Source organism: Nodularia sp. UHCC 0506 (genome assembly GCF_034931045.1).
GTDB lineage: Bacteria > Cyanobacteriota > Cyanobacteriia > Cyanobacteriales > Nostocaceae > Nodularia.
Genome location: NZ_JAYGHH010000009.1, coordinates 66,030 through 83,334 on the forward strand (window position 1 = coordinate 66,030; position 17,305 = coordinate 83,334).

11 protein-coding genes are annotated in these 17,305 nt (G+C 40.3%); 7 read left to right on the forward strand and 4 right to left on the reverse strand.

Features of this window, described 5'->3' with window-relative positions:
- Together VB654_RS08525 and hetR are read left to right on the forward strand one after the other, a co-directional pair.
- Positions 1-1,355 (forward strand): DMT family transporter (locus VB654_RS08525; protein ID WP_323213287.1); only part of this gene is annotated, 1,355 nt, incomplete at its 5' end.
- A 1,056-nt stretch (positions 1,356-2,411) separates the two neighbouring features.
- The gene (gene hetR / locus VB654_RS08530; protein ID WP_323213288.1) at positions 2,412-3,311 is read left to right on the forward strand and encodes a heterocyst differentiation master regulator HetR; all 900 of its coding nucleotides are present in this window, start codon (positions 2,412-2,414) and stop codon (positions 3,309-3,311) included.
- Positions 3,312-3,852: 541 nt separating this feature from the next.
- Here the strand turns inward: hetR and VB654_RS08535 are convergent.
- A complete protein-coding gene (locus VB654_RS08535) occupies positions 3,853-4,479 on the reverse strand; it encodes a hypothetical protein (protein ID WP_323213289.1) in 627 nt (208 codons plus the stop codon).
- Between the two features lie 457 nt (positions 4,480-4,936).
- Between VB654_RS08535 and VB654_RS08540 the strand changes: the two genes are divergently transcribed.
- A complete protein-coding gene (locus tag VB654_RS08540) occupies positions 4,937-5,878 on the forward strand; it encodes an N-acetylmuramoyl-L-alanine amidase (RefSeq protein ID WP_323213290.1) in 942 nt (313 codons plus the stop codon).
- 246 nt (positions 5,879-6,124) lie between these two features.
- Positions 6,125-6,778, forward strand: coding sequence for a hypothetical protein (locus VB654_RS08545; RefSeq protein ID WP_323213359.1), 654 nt, complete (start codon positions 6,125-6,127; stop codon positions 6,776-6,778).
- A 10-nt stretch (positions 6,779-6,788) separates the two neighbouring features.
- Here VB654_RS08545 and VB654_RS08550 read toward each other — a convergent pair whose 3' ends face one another.
- Entirely contained in the window at positions 6,789-7,772 is a 984-nt protein-coding gene (locus VB654_RS08550; RefSeq protein ID WP_323213291.1) for a CHAD domain-containing protein, read from the reverse strand.
- Positions 7,773-8,234: 462 nt separating this feature from the next.
- On the opposite strand from VB654_RS08550, the gene argJ reads away from it, so the two are divergent.
- Positions 8,235-9,548, forward strand: coding sequence for a bifunctional ornithine acetyltransferase/N-acetylglutamate synthase (gene argJ, locus VB654_RS08555; protein WP_323213292.1), 1,314 nt, complete (start codon positions 8,235-8,237; stop codon positions 9,546-9,548).
- Between the two features lie 186 nt (positions 9,549-9,734).
- Here the strand turns inward: argJ and VB654_RS08560 are convergent, their stop codons facing one another.
- Complete coding sequence (locus VB654_RS08560) at positions 9,735-11,054, reverse strand: proton extrusion protein PcxA (RefSeq protein ID WP_323213360.1); 1,320 nt, start codon at positions 11,052-11,054, stop codon at positions 9,735-9,737.
- An 87-nt stretch (positions 11,055-11,141) separates the two neighbouring features.
- Between VB654_RS08560 and VB654_RS08565 the strand changes: the two genes are divergently transcribed.
- Positions 11,142-13,277, forward strand: coding sequence for a recombinase family protein (locus tag VB654_RS08565; protein WP_323213293.1), 2,136 nt, complete (start codon positions 11,142-11,144; stop codon positions 13,275-13,277).
- Positions 13,278-13,350: 73 nt separating this feature from the next.
- On the forward strand, positions 13,351-14,052 hold the full coding sequence (locus VB654_RS08570) for a Uma2 family endonuclease (RefSeq protein WP_323213294.1): 702 nt from the start codon (positions 13,351-13,353) through the stop codon (positions 14,050-14,052).
- Between the two features lie 180 nt (positions 14,053-14,232).
- Here VB654_RS08570 and VB654_RS08575 read toward each other — a convergent pair whose 3' ends face one another.
- Positions 14,233-16,932, reverse strand: a complete 2,700-nt coding sequence (locus VB654_RS08575) for a CBS domain-containing protein (RefSeq protein ID WP_323213295.1) — start codon at positions 16,930-16,932, stop codon at positions 14,233-14,235.
- Positions 16,933-17,305 lie beyond the last annotated feature (373 nt).

The following is a 17,305-nucleotide window of genomic DNA, read 5'->3' on the forward strand; positions in this document are numbered from 1 at the left end:
GTCGGGACTTATCGGAACGGGAGACTAAAATCCCACCAGAGTCCACAAAGGCGAGTGAACCTAGTTCAGTCCTCAGTCGAGACTTATCGGAACGTGAAACAAAATCCCCCCCAGAGTCAGCAAAGGTTAGAGAATCAAATTCCTTACCTAGCAGGGAATCCTTTGAACGCGATACCAAATTCTCATCAGAGGCAATCAAGGTTAGCGAACCTAGTTCAGTCCTTAGCAGGGACTTGTCTGAACGCAAGACTAAACCCCTAAATTCTGATTCAGCAACTCAGCCAGAAGCAAAACCTCCATTATCACAGTCAGCTAATTCCCAAACTTTTTCGCCCATCCAAATAGGTTTCTTGCTGGTTGTGTTGTCAACGGTCGTGTCATCGCTGTACAACATAGCCATCAAGGGGATGTTTTTTAAACCTTTCGACAATTTTGGAGTTTTAGAAATCCAGGGACTTATTTCGCCAACACTGGGAAATGTTCTGTTAATTTTAATGCTCCGGCTGCTGGTAGTTGTGCCACTCATGTTACTTCTGGCTCCCATGATGCATCCAGAAGTATGGCAAGATATGCAAAATCTTGTGGGGACATTACGTGGTAATTCTGCTAATAGTAGCGTCAAAAAACAGAAAATTTTACAGTTGTCCATCGCCAGTGGTTGCTTTTTGTTTTTATCTCAGGTGCTGATCTACCTAGCTATTGGTCAAGTTGCAACTGGAACAGCGATCGCTTTATTCTTTATCTATCCCCTGATTAGCGGACTCCTTTCATGGCTACTGTTCCGCGATCGCCCCAGTGGATTCCACTCTGCTGCTATGGCTGCTATCTTCTGCGGTGAATTGCTGGTTTTAGGCGGTTCTACAAGCCTTGGTACGGCTAATTTTTCCCTGGGAAGCGGCACAGCCCTCTTAGCTGGGTTAGCTTTTGCCTGCTACGTAATTTTGACGCGGATATGCGCTACTAAACTGCATCCGGTATCTTTTACATTAGTTAATTTTACCACCATGTTTGTTTTGAGCTTTATCTGTTTGCTGCTGCCTTTACCCAATAATTTGAGTCTTGCTGTTGAGTCATCTAATTTGCTGGAACTGATTTTGACTGCTTTTATTTTGGGTGTTCTAACTCTAGTAGGCTATGTGCTTAACCATGTTGGTATTCGGAAATTAGGTGCGTTACGCTCGGCAATTATCGGAGCAGGTGTTCCAATTTTAACCGTGGTTTTTGCGGGTCTGATACTTCAGGAAACCTTGGAAGTTATTCCAATTATGGGAGTGATATTCATCAGTTTTGGCGTAGCAGCTTACAGCTTTGAAAAAATGCGAACTCAGGTTAAACCGTCTAACTCTGAAAATTAAACCACCGCTCTGGAATTAAAACTTCCCAATTATTAATTCAAAGTTGAAACCAAAAAAGTTGAATTCATTAATTCAGGGTGAACAAGCCTGAATTTATTCATGGAAAAATATCAATATGAAATTAAACCTTCGCCTTGATTTCTCATTCCTGGTTCTGACTTCCAGCCCCTAGCCTTATCTCTAGGGAGATGAGGCAGGGATTTGAAATTAACAATTCTGACTGGTATCCTAATGAATTAAGCACCTCAGCAAATACATCAATCAAATCCCCTTGCTATAGTCTTTTAGTTTTAACCTTTAGCTATGTTTTGCTACAACTCAATGATTCAGCGTTCATCCCACTTGACAGTATACGTATAAACGATAAAATCTAGTAATGAAGTAGTTTAATCTGCATCAGAAGTTTCTTTGCCATGCTGTTAACACCAAAGAACTGATTAAACTTTAACTCATAGTCTTTGGTGCAACATCAGAGAATCTTCATAAATAGTTGCATATTAAGCATTTACATGGTAATCATGGAAGTATCTAGCAATTGATTACTTTATCCAAAATTAATACAAAAACGACCAAAAATAGAATATGATGTTGTAATAAAATAAAAGGTAATTTGAACTTGGAATTATCCGCCTGATTGCAGGTAGATAATTATCCCTCCAGTCAACTGCCGATACTGCCAAAAAGTTACCGGAAATTGTAAGCAGTATATTGGTTTACAAAATCTGGTTAAACCTGCCAGTGTTTCTTAGGTAAGTAGATCAATTACTCCTAAATGACTCCCAACCATTGCCGGAAATCTTTACACAACCAACAGTCCTTCACAGCCTAATAAAAAGTAATTTTTTTAGTAAAGATATACTTCTTGTTAAAGCCACCAGACAGTTGTTGAAGTAAGACCTCCCCGCTCAAGAGAAATGATCATGTTTGACTCCCGACAAAATCGGAGTTTAAACACCCTCGCAGGTTTGGATCAAGACATTGGCTTCAATTGGGTGTATACTACTTGTTTCTGTGCAAATGAAAAATCTGTAAACGTGCTATTCAACTGTCTGTAATATGAGTAACGACATAGATCTGATCAAGCGTCTTAGCCCCAGTGCGATGGATCAGATTATGCTTTATCTGGCTTTTAGTGCCATGCGGACGAGTGGGCATAGGCATGGAGCATTCTTAGATGCAGCCGCAACCGCAGCTAAGTGCGCGATATACATGACCTATCTAGAGCAAGGGCAAAATCTGCGAATGACTGGTCATTTGCATCACCTAGAGCCAAAACGAGTAAAAATTATTGTAGAGGAAGTCAGACAAGCACTGACAGAAGGCAAATTGTTAAAGATGCTAGGTTCTCAAGAACCCCGCTATCTAATTCAGTTACCTTATGTCTGGATGGAAAAATTTCCTTGGCAACCAGGAAGATCCCGTGTTCCTGGTACAAGTTTGACCAGCGAAGAAAAAAGGCAAATTGAGCAGAAACTACCAAATAACCTGCCAGATGCTCAATTAACCACTTCTTTTGAGTTTCTAGATTTGATTGAATTTTTGCACAAGCGATCGCAAGAAGTATTGCCACCTGAGCATCAAATGCCTTTGAGCGAAGCCTTAGCAGAACATATCAAACGTCGGCTACTCTACTCCGGTACAGTAACGCGCATTGATTCTCCTTGGGGAATGCCATTTTACGCTCTTACTCGTCCTTTTTATGCACCAGCAGACGATCAAGAACGGACTTACATTATGGTGGAAGATACCGCCAGGTATTTCCGCATGATGAAAGATTGGGCAGAACGGCGACCAAATACCATGCGAGCCTTAGAAGAGCTTGATATCCCCGCCGAACGATGGGAGCAAGCAATGGAAGAATTAGATGAAATCATTCGTGCTTGGGCAGATAGATATCACCAAAGCGGTGGTATTCCGATGATTTTACAAATGGTGTTTGGCAGAAAAGAAGACTGATAGTTAAGGTGTTATACCATTAACACCTTGTACTAATACAGCAAGTTGTAAATAGAAATTCTATGTCCGACGGAAAGCTACTTTTCTTCTCCTGCAAAAATGCTAACCAGACCCTATGCTGGCATCTATCGGAACTGATAAATAAAAATACCCCATGACCTTAAACAAGGAGGATACAGAAGACAAGCAGCAAAAGTTGCGTTAGATGTATAAGTTAGAGAATCAATTGATTACCTAGAAAACTTCTACAAAAAAGTTAAACAGCTCAGAATATCAATCTGTTGAGTTTTGACTTCCACGCAGTAGTGCTAGGCAATTCACTTACATAGAATGCAGCGTTGGTAAATTTAACACCAAGATATTAAAAAAATAAATACTTTCAGTCTCCTGCTGAAAACCTCAGAGGTTTGGCTTATTTGCCTAGCCTTACATAGTCGCATTTTTATTTTTCTATTAGCTGACACAGAAAAAAATAGGCGGGCTGTAAGCCCAGCCTAGAAAAAATTCGTCAATTTAAAAACGTAATAATTTATTGACCTTTTCAATTCCCTGGAATTGGAGTCACCTCAAAAGACGGACTAAATTCAGAGGGGACTGTATTTTGTGGAACAGATGCAGGTGAAAAACCACTACTAACACGGTCACTGGCATCGATACAAGTATCCATGGCTTGGGTAGGTGCAATATCAAGCTCACTACGCAAGCCCACCACACACAGAGCGAAACGCTCAGGTAATAAACTACGGCCACAGTAGTTTAACACTGTTGTATGAACAGCTTCTTGAGTATTCCTGGCGATGCCAACCACACAAGTAGATAAGTCCTTGGGTCGCCGGGCTTGCTCACAGGAAGAGAGAGCATCTACGGGACTAACTTGCGTTTGCTGATTAATTCTCACCACACAAGAAGACAAGTCTCTCGGACGTAATGCTTTCGCACATCCTTGTGATACTGCTTGTTCCGTTATACCCAAATTCAAGAGTCGAGCTGTACAGACACGGTAGTCATTGGCGTAAGAGGTCGTCACAGCCATACTTGGAGTAATCATTACTAACCATCCAGCTATAGCCAAAACTGGCGTTGTCAGCCGAATCATTCGGTTCTTAAACATTTCGACAGCTAAACTGTCTTGTTGGTTCCCAGCTTTACTCAACTTTGTTTTGCTCATCACCTTTCTCCAAACACCCAAGGTTATGCTAACTCAAATGTACGGCAACTCTTCTATAAACCAGGAAATTTAGTAGGTAGAGATATTTTGAATATTTATAAATATTTAGGTTAATTTAGCTTAATATTTGATTTAGCAAAAAGACTACGAGAGAATACGGTCTGTTACATTAGTCTAATAGCGAACAATGATCAAACAGCATCTCCAAGCCACTGTTTTGTACACAATACAATTATGTGTATTTTAGTACAACTTAAACCAGGCTTCGTTCCCATAGCGTCTCGTAAAGCCTGCGGCATAGTTACGCTTAGAGCGTAGCCTCTCGTAGAGAAGAGACGTTTCTGTATTTTGATTACTTCGTTCTTTTCTTTGCCATCATTGTTTGAGTGGTTTATCCGATACACTACCTTTGATTAGGTAATCGGAATTTATAAGCATAAGTTGTGAGGTTCAACGGATGAAATTTGGCATTGATATTGGGCATAATTCTCCTCCAGACACAGGTGCTGTGGGGATCAAGTCTGAAGATGTTTTAAACACAGATGTAGGAAATAGAGTTATTTCAAAGTTACGGGCTTTAGGGCATGAGGTCATACCATGTAGACCAAGTAGGTCTACTTCCGTAACAAATTCACTATTTCAAAGAATTAATACGGCGAATACTAACAGAGTAGAGGTTTTTGTCTCCATACATTTTAACGCTTTTAATGGTCGCGCTAATGGTACAGAAGTATTCGCATCTAGCGATGCGGGGAGAAGAATTGCTCAACCAGTGTTAAATGAAATTGTTAAACTAGGATTTTTTAATCGTGGGGTTAAAAGTGGTTCTCACCTATATGTCCTGAGAAATACGAGAATGCCTGCGATTCTTGTAGAATGTTGCTTCATCGATTCACCACGAGATATGAATATCTTTGAATCAGAAGCAACTGCTAATGCCATCGTCAAAGGCTTGACGGGTCAAGTATCTAGCACTCCTGTTAATCCTGTCCCAGATGAAGAATTGAACACAGATACTACAGTCATCAGACTGCAAAGAGCCTTAAATCGATTAAAAATCAACGATGCCAATGGTAAACGCTTGGTAGAGGATAATGTCACCGGCCCAGCAACAAGGTCTGCAACAGTAAATTTTCAGAATATTGTTGGACTAGCACCGACTGGAATTGCAGATACAAATACCTGGGATACAATTAATCTGATTTTAGCTAAACGAATAGTCAGACCCAATCATGCTGGTGGTCCAGTTGTGAGATACATACAATTCCGTGTAGGTGCTGGTGTTGATGGTATCTATGGACCCCAAACAGGGGCAGCGATTAGGACATATCAAAGGCAAAATGGTTTACTTGCCGATGGAATTGTCGGAGGAATGACTTGGCAGAAATTAATTGGTTAGCTTGACGTAAGAGACAAGGGAGTAGAGAGGCGGGTGATTAATATAATTTTGCATTGATTTTGTTGTAAATCCTTGGCTTATTCTCCCTTGTCCCTTTTGCTGTCACCACCTCATTTGCGTAAAATCCCGTATGTAGGAGTTTGAGTAAAAAAGATATGTCTTATTAATAAATTTAGACCTATCTTTTTTTTCTATAAGTTGCTGTATCCTTGATTTAATTAGTGTTTGAGGCTAGTTTCTCGCCCCATGAAAATGCAAATGTTGTTAAGCCTTGCCTATTCTATTTCTCTGTTAGGTTCCTTCACATTGCCAGCTAGCTCTCAACCTCTTCCGACTCAGCTGACTGAGCAATCTCAAACTGAAGCTGTCAGCGAAGAAATCACAATTCCTCAAGATACAGCAATTATTGTCAAATTTCCAGCATCTGTGACTATTGATGTTGGACAAAACAAGGCTTATCCTCTAACGGTTCCTCTCACTGATGCTATTGAAGATGAGCAAGGCAATATTGTAGTGCCTCAAAATACCCCTGTAACTATCAACCTTCAACCTACAGATGGAGGTGCGAGAATTATCGCTAAATCTTTGGTTATCAATGGTCGAATTGTTGCTATTAAAGCATCAAGTCAGACAATTCCGGGAACTATTATTACCTACAAACGAGCTAATGACAAAGCTGTGGAAAATAGTTCGATTTGGAGCCAAATTGGTGGAGATACTTTGGGATTTTTTAGCCAAGGTGATTCCAAACAGTTTGACCGGGGTGCAATGCTGGGCAGCATAGTAGGGTTCTTGACTGGCTTAGGTTCTCCAGAAAATACCCGTGTTGTACAGATTCCCCAAAGTAGTACCTATGTTTTATCTCTTGAGGCTCCAATCAACTTGTCTACTCACCGCTAAAAATTGTTGTTTAAGAAATAGCTGTTGATATGGGATTTAGTATGGTTAAATGAAAATTGTGTCGGTGTTCAGCTTGTAAATAGCGCTCTTGTAAAGGTTGCCATTGTTGCCACAACTGATAACGATTTTTCTTTAATAAATTAGCAAGTGTTGGTAAATAAACATCAATTTCTGATTTGAATATATCTGCCAGCCGCTCACCCATAACTACACTATCTTGCATATTTCCTAAGATGTCTTGGATGCTTTTCACTTCGGCAACATAAGCTGCGTAAGACTCACCATATAATTCACTAAATAATTCCATTTGGTAACGCACCCGTTTAGCTTGTTTCCTTAAATCATGAATGCTTTCACCTTGAGTTGTTAATTCTTTTTCGATATTTTCTGCTGGCCAATTTGTGCAAACTTTTATCTCTGTATCTACAATACTAGTTCCTACGAGCCATCCTGGATGTAGTAAAAGACTACTCACGTCAGGTAAAAGTAAATCCGGTAGCACTTGTTGAATTGCTAGATATGCCAAAGGCTGATAAGTGGGTTGGTTTAACCAAACTGCCAATGCTTGTTTAAGAGATTTGTAAGTTTCACCTTGTAATGTGGTTTGCGTTTTGGATAATGCTTTTTTACGTTGCTTATTTAAAGCATCGAAAGCTGTTTGTAAAACCTTTTGTTCTTTATGAGGTAAATGTGGTTTGTAATGGGTTTCTAGGGTTTCTTTGAGTACATCTATATCTCTAAGATTGCCAAGACAACGAGCAATTTTGCCGATTTTCTTTTCTCCGGCTGGTTGTGGTAAATCTATTCCTAAATCAAACCTACTGATTGCAGTACGTAGGCGACGCATCCCGACGCGCATTTGATGTAATGCTTCTGGGTCTTCATCTTTCTTAACTGGTTTCTCCCATTTTAAGGTTTTATTGAGGTGTTGTTGAATTGCGTGGTAAGCGTAGTCTTTAAGACTTTTTGTTGGGGGTTTTATTGTTAGTGTCATACTCAAAAAATAAATACTGAGTCGAATAATTGTATATTAGCATTAGTAAAACTTTTATATTTTTACCAAATTGGGATGCTCCCTTTTATTAAGAAACAATATATTATTTAACGTAATATTAAGTAGACAAAATAATTGAAATAACACAACCATTTTAAATCAATAAAAAGCCTATCTTATCAGCTTTTTGACTTTTGACTTCACGGCACTACTAGAGTTATTCACATCTAAGGAAGATTTATTGTAAAAATAAATAATGGGTGTTACACCTCACCGCAAAAATGCTATACTATGATATGTAGATGCACCCTGATGATCTGGAGAGCTACCCATGTGGCTCTCTTTACTTTAGATTCGGCAATATCTAACAGTTGTAAATAAGTGACAACTAACCACTAACTAGTGAGTGAAGACTTGGTATAATCGCCAGTCAAGCAGCTAACAGTTGTGGGGAAAATGAAAATGGCAGATTGGCAAGAAATTAATGGCGGTGTGACAGCACCAAGAGGTTATCAGGCGGCGGGAATCACCGCAGGGTTGAAGCCTTCGGGATTGCCCGATTTAGCTTTGATATGGTCAGATGTAGAGGCGATCGCAGCTGGTGTATTCACTACAAGTCAAGTAAAAGCCGCCTGTGTAGATTATTGTCGCCAACGCTTGCAAGCTAAACATAGCGCCCGTGCAATTCTTTGCAATGCTGGTCAAGCAAATGCCTCCACAGGGATGCAAGGTGTACGTGATGCCGAAGAAACAGCCGAAATATTAGGGCGGGAGTTGAATATTTCCCCAGAATCGATTTTGCTGGCTTCTACGGGTGTAATTGGTCAACGGATTAAGATGTATGCTTTACGCAGTGGTATTCCCCAGGTAGTAGCAGCACTTTCTGACACAGGTTCAGATGCAGCAGCTGGGGCAATTATTACTACAGACTTAGTAACAAAATCCATTGCTTTAGAAACAACAATAGGCGATCGCCCCGTTAGAATTGGTGGTATTGCCAAAGGTTCGGGGATGATTCATCCCAATATGGCCACTCTGTTGGCATTTGTAACTTGTGATGCGGCGGTTTCATCTCATTTGTGGCAACAAATGTTAACTAGGGCTGCTGACCAGAGTTTTAATGCCATTACCGTGGATGGTGATACCAGCACTAATGATAGTTTAATTGCATTGGCTAATGGTCAATCTCGCACCCCAGCAATTACCGAAATGGGTGCAGAAGCCGAGAAATTAGAAGCCATGTTAACAGCAGTATGTCAGCATTTAGCTAAAGCGATCGCTCGTGACGGTGAAGGTGCAACCTGCTTAATTGAAGTGCAAGTAACTGGCGCGTATGACCAAGTTTCCGCCCGTCAAATTGCTAAAACCATTGCCGGTTCATCTCTAGTTAAATCTGCAATTTTTGGCCGCGACCCCAACTGGGGACGTATCGCCGCCGCCGCCGGACGTGCTGGTGTAAATTTTGAACAAGACAACCTGCAAATAAAATTAGGGAATTTCTTATTATTAGAAAATGGTCAACCAGTACCATTTGATCGTGCAGCAGCTAGTGCATATTTAAAACAAACTGCGGCTGATTCTTCTTTACTTCCAGACTTGATTGCTACTAACAAGAGCAATGATTTATCTGTAGATAGAAGCATGATTAAAGGTCAAAGAGTAGATAACCCTGTGATTATTGCAGTTAATGTTGGTAATGGTCATGGATCGGGGAAAGCCTGGGGTTGTGATTTAAGTTATGACTATGTGAAAATTAACGCGGAATATACTACTTAAGAACATCAAACCACACCAGGCGCAGAGAACACAGAGAAAATATCAAGTTAGGAAATATCTGTAATTGGTAAAATTGGTGCTGGGAAGACGAGTTTAGCACATCATATATCCCAGCATCTTTCCATCTTAATTAAAAATTACGAATTACGAATTACGAATTACGAATTACGAATTACGAACTACGAATTACTCATTCATATTCCTGTATGTAGCAACGGCGGAAGGCGAAATGCGATTTAAATAACGGAAAATCCAATATTTAAAGATAGTATCCAAAATTACGGGAAAAGTAGCAATAAATAAGAAAATAAAATCTCGATTAGCTGGTAAACCCCAATGACGTGATACACCTTCTAGAATTACTTCCCAGCCATGAGGAGAGTGAAACCCAACAAATACATCAGTAAACAAAATAATAATAAATGCCTTAGCACTGTCACTAAGACCATAGACAATATGATCAAAGAAATCTTTTAGCACCATAATCGAGGGCTTGCTGATGACCAACAGATAAATAAAAGCACCCACTGAAAAAATATCAGAAAAAACATTTTTAATAGCATTGCTACTTTGGCGACGAAATTGTTCAGCAATTTCATTTGCTTTATCTGACATCTTGATTTCTATTTCTGCCGCAGATAGTCGAGGGGGGGTACTAATCAGGTTTTCAAACTTAATTCTTTCTTCAAATCTTTGCAATTCTACTAACGCTTCTTCCTCCATTTCCAAGTTGAGAAACATTTGAGCAGTTTCGGAACCTCTAAAATGGTTGATTAGCGGTCCTACTATTAATACCTTTGATATTTGATGCGTTAACAGAGGCACTATAATTAATAGTAAAATAAATCTGATAGATATTATGGTTCTTCTTTGAGTCTGGCGGAAATTTTTAACAACATCTTGTTCAGCATTGGGGTCTAATTCCACTTGCAGACGGCCGATGGTACTTAAAATTGACCTCGGCAATATTCCCATTGTATCAGCCTTGCCTCGCTGTTTTTGATTCGGTTCTTGATTTGGATTTGGTATTTTTTGTGGTGATGATTGAGAGGTAGGCGGGTCAACTTTAACAATTTGAGGTTTATTTACTACAACCGCCGAATTGATTTCATTCTCTAAGTTATTATATTTAGAGATAACTTGATCAATGAATTCTAATTTATCTAAAATTAAAGTAGGGCTAGGATATTCTATACCTGTTTTCTGAATTGCTCTTTGATGAGATTCATTAGAAAACAAACGACTAGCTCGAAACTCTGTCAGTCGCATCCGGGCAGTTTTTAATTGTCGCTTTAAATCTGACTCAAAATAATCCATCACACTGTTGCTATAGATGGCTGAGTTTAAGTCTATTTTATTACCATTAAAATGCTCATCTTCTATGGCTTGAATCTGTAATGCGGCTTTATAAGCGGCTTCTAATGAACGCTCTGGAGTGAGTAAGTACCATCTGTAAGCAGACAGTAAAAAAGGGTAAATTTTCTGGCTAAAAATTGGTATTCTCATCATCGACAATTATTCAGCAGTTAATAGTGCTTCTGATCATTAAGTTAACGCACGCAGTATACTAGCAAATCTATAAGGGGAGGATTTGTGATTTCTCATTCTATTTGGATTGTTGGTGCTAGTCGCAGTGGTAAGACGACTCGCTTGGTAGAAAGTTTTTGTGATTGGTTGCAAAGTGAACAACATGATTCTGCATCAGTTTATACTAAAAAACCACGTGAGCCAAAAAGCAGGGACATATCACAAGTCTCATCGCTCCCAAAGACAGCGCCAGGAGTTTTGGTTTTAGCTGCTAACAGTGAGAATCGTCGTAGTTTGGCTGATAAAATTGTGACAGCAACTCAAGGAAAATATCCTGTTCGTGCCAAAACCATGCTTGGTTTTTTTCAAGATGAAGTTATTTTATTTTGGCCTTTATTGATTCAGTCGTTAAATCTCAAAGCACAATTTCCGGTAAGGTTACGCCCTGAAACCGAACAGGAATTAGCTACAAAACTTTGGCATTCCCAGTTAGAAGCCACTTTGCAACCTGCGGGAGTGAATGAATCTCGTTTGGTACGTCGCATTCTAGATTTATTTCAATTGGCGGCTTATAGTGGTACACCCTGTAAAGATATTAACCAGATTCTGCAAACAGGCTTGCAAGAAAGTGCTATAAATTTAGAACCAGAGTTTTTGACATCTTTGTTGCTAAATTGGCGCAACTGGTGCTTAGAAAGGGGATTACTTAGCTATGGGATAATTACTGAACTTTATAGTCAGAACTTGTTAAGCGATCGCCATTATCAACAACACTTAACTCAACGTTATCAAGCTGTACTAGCCGATGATGTCGATGATTATCCTGGGGTAGCACGACAACTATTTGATTTTTTGTTGGATCAAGGTGCAGTAGGGGCTTTTAGCTATAATCCTGATGGCGCAGTGCGGCTAGGATTGGGAGCAGATCCCAAGTATTTGGAGGGTTTAGCAGCGCGTTGTCAAATTGAGACATTAACGAAATCACCCTTACCTGGTCTTGAAGGCGAACTTTTAACTCCAATGTTGGAGTTAGTCTCAGAATCAATAATGGTTTCGAGTTTACCAAACTCAGTACAGTTAATTAAAACTACCTCTCGCTCCGAATTGTTGCGGAAAACAGCAGCAGAAATTGTTCAAGCCATTGATTCAGGAGAAGTACAAGCAGAAGATGTGGCAATTATTGCACCTGGCTTAGATGCGATCGCTCGTTATACTTTAGTCGAAATCCTGGCCAAAAAAAATATCGCAGTCGAATCACTCCATGAACAACGCCCCTTAACTAGTTCGCCTGTGATTCGAGCCTTACTAACCATGATGACACTAGTATATCCCGGTTTAGGTCGCCTCGTAGATCGAGATGCCGTAGCTGAGATGTTAGTTGTTTTAAGTAGAAAACAAGAAATATCAGACAATTCTTCTTTAGTCAGCACTCGCATCGACCCAGTACGCGCCGGATTGATTGCAGATTGCTGCTTTGTTCCTCATCCCGACCATCCCAACTTGCTACCAGTTTCAGCCTTCGAGCGCTGGGATCGCATTGGCTATGCAGCCACCACAGCTTATGGTGAAATTTTACAGTGGTTAGACAAACAGAGGACACAGCCTTTGATGCCCAGTCCAACTTCTCTGTTATATCTAGCAATTCAGCAATTTATCTGTCAGCATATTAACCCCCCTTACGATCAAATGGCAGCACTGCGGGAATTACTGGAAACTACTCAACACTACTGGGAAATTGACACCCGTTTACGACAAACAAATCTCAGTACAGCAGCAGGAGACATCAGCGCCACCTGCGCCGAATTTATACATTTACTGCGACGTGGTACTATTACCGCTAACCCTTACCCTTTGCGTCCCATCGGCACAGCCAGAAAAGCTGTCACTTTAGCAACTATTTTTCAATATCGCTCTAGCCGAAGATTTCACCGTTGGCATTTTTGGTTAGATGCTGGTTCCCCTTTATGGGCAAAAGGTGGTGCAGCGACTCTATTTGCAGCGCCATTATTCTTGAGAGACAGGTTAGGCGAACCGTGGACAGCAGAAGACGAAAATTTATTAGAAGAAGCAAGATTACGCAAGATTTTGGCAGATTTACTATCTCGTGCAGCTAAAAAAGTTTATTTATGTCACAGTGAATTAGCCGTAAATGGTCAAGAACAATTAGGCAAATTGTTACCTTTGATACAGACTTTTATGTAATATCACTTTGGATAGAACGCTTCCATGAAACTGCTAAAATAAATTTATAACTACTTGATGGCATACTTATTCTATGACCATTGCTCAAGAATTAGAAACTCAATCAGGCATCTCCCCAGAGATGATATTTCCCCCCAGTGATTTATATAGTGACGAGCCTCCCTTGGAAACAGAACTACATCTACGGCAAATAATCCTACTTTTTAAATGTCTGGAATGGCTGTGGCGAGACAGAAATGATTTTTATGCGGCGGGAAACCTAACTATCTACTACAGTCCACACCAACGCAAATCACAAGACTTTCGGGGTCCAGACTTTTTTGTAGTGCTGGGAACGGAACGCAAAACCCGTAAAAGTTGGGTAGTTTGGGAAGAAGACGGCAAATATCCTCATGTAATTGTGGAAATTCTGTCTAATTCCACAGCAAAGACAGATAAAGAATTAAAGAAACAAATTTATCAAGATACTTTTCGGACTCTGGATTATTTTTGGTTTGACCCCTACACATTAGAGTTTGCGGGATTTCATCTAGTAGATGGAGAATATCAACCTTTACAAGCAAATGCACAAGGACTGTTGTGGAGTCATCAGTTAGGTTTATATCTGGGAGTTTATGAAGGACTAGTGAGATTTTTTACAGCAGATGGGGAATTAGTAGCAACACCTGAAGAAAGTGCTATTCAAGCAGAACAGAAAGCCGAACAAGAAGCGAGAAAAGCTGAACGTTTAGCAGCGAAACTGCGGGAATTAAATATTGACCCAGATACTATTTAATTCGTAATTCGTAATTCGTAATTCGTAATTCGTAATTCGTAATTCGTAATTCGTAATTCGTAATTCGTAATTCGTAATTTAAGATGACTGGAATTATCAACTATAAATAGGGCTTGCTGTTCGCGTAGCGTGCCGTTTATTATTTACATTTGCATAAAATTTTCCTCTGTGCCAGACAATTTATTGAGGATAATGTTGGACTAAAAATTCTTCAGCTTCTGTTCTATTTTTAATCACTCCGTCTAAAGTGGCGGCGAGTAAATCATCTAACATTTGGCGAAATTTCGGATTTGGTTTGTAGCCTAGTTTCTTTAAATCATTGCCATTAAGTATTGGCTGCACATTTGCCAAAACTGTTAAATAATGCCATATCTGCCCTCTGAGGATGCGCGGACTAGGCAAAGCAATTAAAATCAGCATGGGTAAATCATACTGTCGTAGCAACTGCACTATTTCACTAGGACGCTGACAAGTTGGTAATAATTCCCTGACCTCAATTTGGGCTTTAGCCAAATTTTCCAAGCGTTTTATGCCATCCTCTGGTAAGTGCAGATTTCTTGCCACTTTTACCCGATACTGCGGTTCTAAATAGGCAATTAGCGCTTCTAGGCGCATTTCCCAATTAGTGAGGGTTTGTTCAGAGTCAAAGCGTCGTAAGCAGCGTTCTAATAATCGCAATTGCTGCAAAAGTGATTCATTCAGTTTCAGGGTGGGATGAATACACTGCAACGCTCCTAATTTATTCAGTAATTGTAACGCTGATGTCCAATAGGGGGTTTGGAGGATGTATTTTAATTCGGCTTTGAGTCGAGTTTGTAAGGCTGGGGTTTTAAGATTTGTTTGGGTAGTGCGATCGTAAACGCCGCTATTAATGGCATAGTGGATAAACTCTGCGGTTTGTTCTTCGATTTCAAAGCCAAAGCGCACAGCAAAGCGCACACCACGATAAATGCGAGTCGGGTCTTCAATAAAACTATTGGGGTGTAACACCCGAATTTGCTTGGCTTGTAAATCTAGTAAACCGCCGAAGAAATCGAGTAATTCCCCAGAACGAGGGGAGGTCAGGCGCAAGGCGAGGGCGTTAATGCTAAAATCACGGCGATACAAGTCTTGACGAATGGAACTGGCTTCAACTTCAGGATTTGCGGCTGGATAAGGATAAAATTCTGTTCTAGCTGTAGCAATATCCATCCATAAAGAATCTAATTCTGGGTCTTTGTGCCACAATAAGGCCGCAGTTTGAAAAGCCCCATGAATTTCTAACCGCGCCCCTGGATAAATTTCCTGGAGTGCTTTTGCTAGTTCTACACCAGCACCAACATCTGCTGCTTGATGAAAGCCATCAACTACCAGGTCTATATCTGTAATCATTAATGACCCTGCGGCTGATTCAGCTAATAGCAAATCTCGCACCGCACCACCTACTAAATAAAGATGCCAACCTCTTTTTTCTGCTGCTTGGGATGCTACGGTGAGTAATTGCCATAGTTGCGGCGCAAGGCGATTTTGTAATTCAGTATTGAGTGTGATTTTGACTTTTTGCTCCCCATCTTCCCATCTCCCCATATCTTCATCGGTTTGATGTAATTCTCGTAAAACATCGGTGCGAGTAACAATTCCCACTAATTGCTCGTTTTCTAATACTGGTAAGCGTCCAATATCATAAGTTACCATCAATGATTCGATTTGTGGCAGGATGGTATCTGGTGTAATTGTTTTAACTTTAGTTGTCATGTAGCCTTTGACTGGTGCATGACTAAATCCGTGGTGCAGGGCAATATCTATATCTCGTCTGGAAATAATTCCTACTAGTTTTCCTTGGGTATCAACTACAGATAAACCAGAGTGTCCATAGCGTAATAAAATGCTCTGTGCTTGGGAAATTGTGGTTTCGGGACGAATGGTGCGGACTGGGGAAGACATCAAATCTCTGGCTGTGGGCGGATGAGGAATTGAGCTTTTGATACCGTCTAGAAGTTGTTGTAATGTTTCCTGTGTATTTACCTTACGTAAATTCAAGGATGCAGCTTGAGAATGTCCACCACCACCGAATATTTGGAATAAGAGATTGAGATTGACACCGGGAATTTGGCTTCTCCCAATGATTGTTAAACGCGATTCATCTATTTTATGTGTATATTCGTTTGCCAGTAATAAAGCATCAATTTCGGTTAGTTCTATTAGTTGTGAAGCTAAACTTGATAACCCTGGTACGAAATCATCTGTTTTAAGTGTTACCCAGCCAATAGTATATCCTCGTAGAGAAAAATATTCTAAGTTTTCTAGAGACTCTGTTAATAGCTGCTGTAATTGAGGTGATAAACCAGGATCAATATAGGTGGAAATTACCGATGAACTCACTCCTTGTGCCATTAACCAAGCTAAAGCTAAAGCATCTCTGGGTGTGGCACTGTCAAAGGTTAAAGAGCCTGTATCCAGATGAATCCCCAAAGCCATGACTGTGGCTTGAGATAGAGTTAGGGGAATTTGCTGTTGTTGCAGGTGTTCCACCATTAAAGTTGTACAGGCTCCCACTGGTTCAATATGGGATGCGGTGGCGGGAATATTTAGCTGTTGACTTAAGTGATGGTCATAAACTATTATTTCTTTTATGTTGGGTAAATCTAACCATTCAGCAGCTTTACCCAGGCGATCGCGCTGTTGTGTATCCACAATTCTCAAAGAACGAATATTTTCAGGAATAACCGCACGTCTTTCAATCAAAGGATACTCATCGCGGTGTAATGCTAAGAAATCTCTCACAGCCGGATGTGCGCCACCACTCAGGACAATTTTACTCCCTGGCAATAGACACGTCAGCCCAACTGCGGCTCCTAATGCGTCAAAGTCTGCGGTGGTGTGACAAAGAATTAAGTCCATAGCTTTTATGAGTGCTGAGTGCTGAGTGCTGAGTGCTGAGTGCTGAGTGGGGAAAGTTCTGAGTGCCTGAGTGGGGAAAGTTCTGAGTGCTGAGTGCTGAGTGCTGAGTGGGGACAGTTCTGAGTAGAGAGAAGAATTAAGAAAAATTAAGTTGAAAGCAAGTATTCAGCACTTGTTTGGTCAATAGTCAATGGTCAGATGTACAAATACCTGAATCTATGGAGAACTAACTGATAACTATAGTGACGCAATTTCTGCTAGGTTAACAAATAAGGCAAAACCTTTCGTGTCGCCCTTTACGATATTCTAGATTTAGTATTTGGCTAGTTTGAGAGAAGGAAAAATGACCATAATATTTCAATTCGCTTTGATA